The organism is Synechococcus sp. R3-13, assembly GCF_047462195.1.
Classification (GTDB): domain Bacteria; phylum Cyanobacteriota; class Cyanobacteriia; order Thermostichales; family Thermostichaceae; genus Thermostichus.
In genome coordinates this window covers 1-2734 of record NZ_JANSIO010000206.1, presented here as the reverse complement: position 1 = coordinate 2734, position 2734 = coordinate 1, and the positions used below count along the sequence as shown (strand labels likewise).

3 protein-coding genes are annotated in these 2734 nt (G+C 59.4%); all 3 read left to right on the top strand.

Annotated features, from left to right (window positions below):
* Positions 1 to 20 precede the first annotated feature (20 nt).
* From NW856_RS06305 to NW856_RS06295, 3 genes are read left to right on the top strand one after another with little or no spacing between them, the layout of a single operon-like run.
* Positions 21 to 548, top strand: a complete 528-nt coding sequence (locus tag NW856_RS06305) for a DUF2254 family protein (RefSeq protein WP_414399545.1) — start codon at positions 21 to 23, stop codon at positions 546 to 548.
* A gap of 22 nt (positions 549 to 570) precedes the next feature.
* Entirely contained in the window at positions 571 to 867 is a 297-nt protein-coding gene (locus NW856_RS06300) for a hypothetical protein (RefSeq protein ID WP_414399544.1), read from the top strand.
* Between the two features lie 32 nt (positions 868 to 899).
* Entirely contained in the window at positions 900 to 2678 is a 1779-nt protein-coding gene (locus NW856_RS06295) for an ArnT family glycosyltransferase (RefSeq protein WP_414399543.1), read from the top strand.
* Positions 2679 to 2734: the final 56 nt, after the last annotated feature.

Genomic DNA, 2734 nt, shown 5'->3' with positions numbered 1-2734 from the left:
TTCAGCAGTGTTCAGCGTAAATGTATCAGAGACACACAGATCCAGGCTTTGTTGGGCGTCGCCCCCGCTTTCTGCCCTGGAGTGCTGCAGTGGTGGGGGCAGGTTTGCTTTGGGCTTGGGGTGGGCACCGCTGGATCCAGAGCGGGTTGAACCTGGTTCGGGCGGGATCCACGCAGGATACAGAAGCTTTGCAGGAATTTGTAACCACCTTGGCTCAGGTGTTGTCGGGAGTGTTGGGCTTTACCCTCTCGGTGGTGGCCATTGTGGTGCAGTTGAGCGCGGATCGCTTCACCCCCAAGGTCACGGAGCTGTTTTTGCGCGAGAAAGTCAATTTCTACCTCTTCTTTTTCCTGATTTTGGCCAATGTGGTCAGTTTGTGGAGTTCGGCAGCCCTGGGCTTTTACGTTCGTGTTGGCGTTGCGGAGCAACACCCTCCAGGGTTGCTCGTCGGGCTGAATCTGCTGCTGGGCACAGCTTCGTTTTTGATGCTGATCCCCTACTTTCGCTTCGTGTTTCACTTTTTGCAGCCGGCACGGAGTCCTTTCTGAAACCTTTGGCTTTGATCTGGGAATGTTGGCCCAGTCGAGCTGTGCTCTGGGCTTTGAAACAACGGAAGCCATTGTGCAAGCCTTGTTACGTCTGGATCAGGATCCCGTTCGCGTCAGCGGGACGGAGTCCTTAAGCAAGCAACAGGAAACCACCCTGCGTGGGATCCGCAAAACCCAAGTCCGCTTGGCAGCCTATTGCGTCAGCGGGACGGAGTCCTTAGAGCTCCTCTGGATCTCTGGAGCTTCCCTAAAAAATTCTGCCGATCGCGTAAGCGGGACGGAGTCCTTGTCTAGTCTGGTTAGAGCCGCCCCTTGCTGACTTGTCCCATCGCGTTAGCGGGACGGAGTCCCATGCGTCCTTTCGGCAACCCCAACCGTCTGGGCAGTTCTCCTAGCCGCAGATCCCTGCCGGGATCCAGCTCCTTCGTTCAGTTTCGCCGCGACCCGCACCTAGTGCCCTTTTGGGGCCTAAGCCTACTAGTCATGGGCCTGGCAGTGCCTCTGTTTGTGCTTTCGGGGGCGGATCCCAGTTTGGCTGGCTGCGACGAGAGCTTTTATGCCCAAATGGCCCGCGAGCTGCTGCGGGGAGGGCATTGGCTGGGGCCCACTTTTTTGGGGGAGCCTTTTTTCGAGAAACCCCCTCTGCTCACCTGGAGCGTGGCCCTCAGTTTTGCCCTGTACGGGGTAAACGAGTGGGCAGCGCGGCTGCCAGGGATCCTCGCTGCTTTGCTCTCCATTCCCCTGGTGGGTTGGATTGGGCGACCTTTTTTGCCGATGCGGGCGGCCTTTTTGGGGATGGCGGTTTTGCCCCTGTGCTACCTCTGGGTGCAGCAGGGGCGGCTGGTGGGGCAGGATGTGCCCTTGACCTTTCTGGAGCTGCTGGGGATCCTGGGGCTGATCAACGGCATCCACGGCCACAGGGTTTGGTTTTGGCTAACCGGAGTGGCCTTTGGGCTGGGCCTGTTGATGAAAAGCGCCATGATCCTGCTGCCGGGGGCGGCTTTGATCCCCTATCTCGTGCAGCAACGGCGCCGCTGGATGGGATCCGCCCCATTTTGGCTGGCGCTTGGGCTGGGCTTGGGGATTTTTGGCCTCTGGCTAGGTCCAGCCATGCAGGTGTATGGCCCGCAGGTGCTGACCACCCTGGTGGGGAAGGTGTGGGATCTGGGGCAAGAGCCCTTCCATGCGGATGCCACCGGCTGGTACTACCTTTGGCACATTCCCGTTCATGGCTTCCCGTGGACGGTTTTGGCTTTGGTGGGTGGCTTTCTCCTGGTGCGCCAGCAGCCGGGATCCACGCTGCTAATCTGGTCTTTCCCCCTGCTGCTGCTGTTGTTGTTGCAGCTTTATCCCACCAAAACCCCCTACTACACCGTGCAGCTTTACCCTTGGCTGGCTCTCTTGGCCGGGGTAGCCTTGGATCAAGCGTTGGCTATGCGGGGTCGCGTCAGCGGTGCGGATCGCGTTAGCGGGACGGAGTCCTTGCGCTTAAAGCCCCGTCTGGCCCAGGTGCTCTCTTGGGGACTGGCAGCGGTGGGGCTGTTGCTGTTGGGTTTGGGGGTGGCCGTCCGGCTAGGTGTAGACGGTCTGGAGCTCCTACAGCCTCATGCTTGGCCGCTGGTGGTGATCGGTGTTTTGTACCTCTTGCTGCCAGGGATCTGGAGTTGGCGGCGGGTGTTGCGCTGTGCCGGCAGTCTGTGGGTGGGAACCCTCTTGTTGGCCGGGATCCTCGCCATGATCACCATCGTCTTGCGGCCTGATTTCGGCAACTTCAGCCCTGCTTTTGCCCGCATGGATTGGAGCCAGATGCTGCCCCCGTCCGTTCGCGCTATTCGGACGGAGTCCTCGACAGAGGCTGGGGAGACGGTGGTGGATATTGGCCGCAGCGGCTTGCCGGATGTCTGTCAGGCCCAGGCCATCGCTTTTTATACCCCCCATCCGGGGAGATGGGTGGATGATCAGGCTCTGCGACGAGGGGAGCATGGAGACTACCTTTGGGTTTCTCCGGTGCAGGCAGAACAGGTGGAGATCCGGGATTTGGGGTTACAACCTCTAGCGGCGGTGGAGGGCTGGCAACTGGTGCGCCGTTTGGATCCCCTCTTGGAGCAGGGCAGCGGGGAGCCTCTTTGAGTTTAAAAATCTTAAGTTTAAGAATCCTAGGTTGTGTTGATCTTTCATTTGAGCCA

Coding starts and splice junctions, on each gene's coding strand:
- NW856_RS06305 (WP_414399545.1), top strand. CDS start 21: ATGTATCAGAGACACACAGATCCAGGCTTTGTTGGGCGTCGCCCCCGC.
- NW856_RS06300 (WP_414399544.1), top strand. CDS start 571: ATGTTGGCCCAGTCGAGCTGTGCTCTGGGCTTTGAAACAACGGAAGCC.
- NW856_RS06295 (WP_414399543.1), top strand. CDS start 900: ATGCGTCCTTTCGGCAACCCCAACCGTCTGGGCAGTTCTCCTAGCCGC.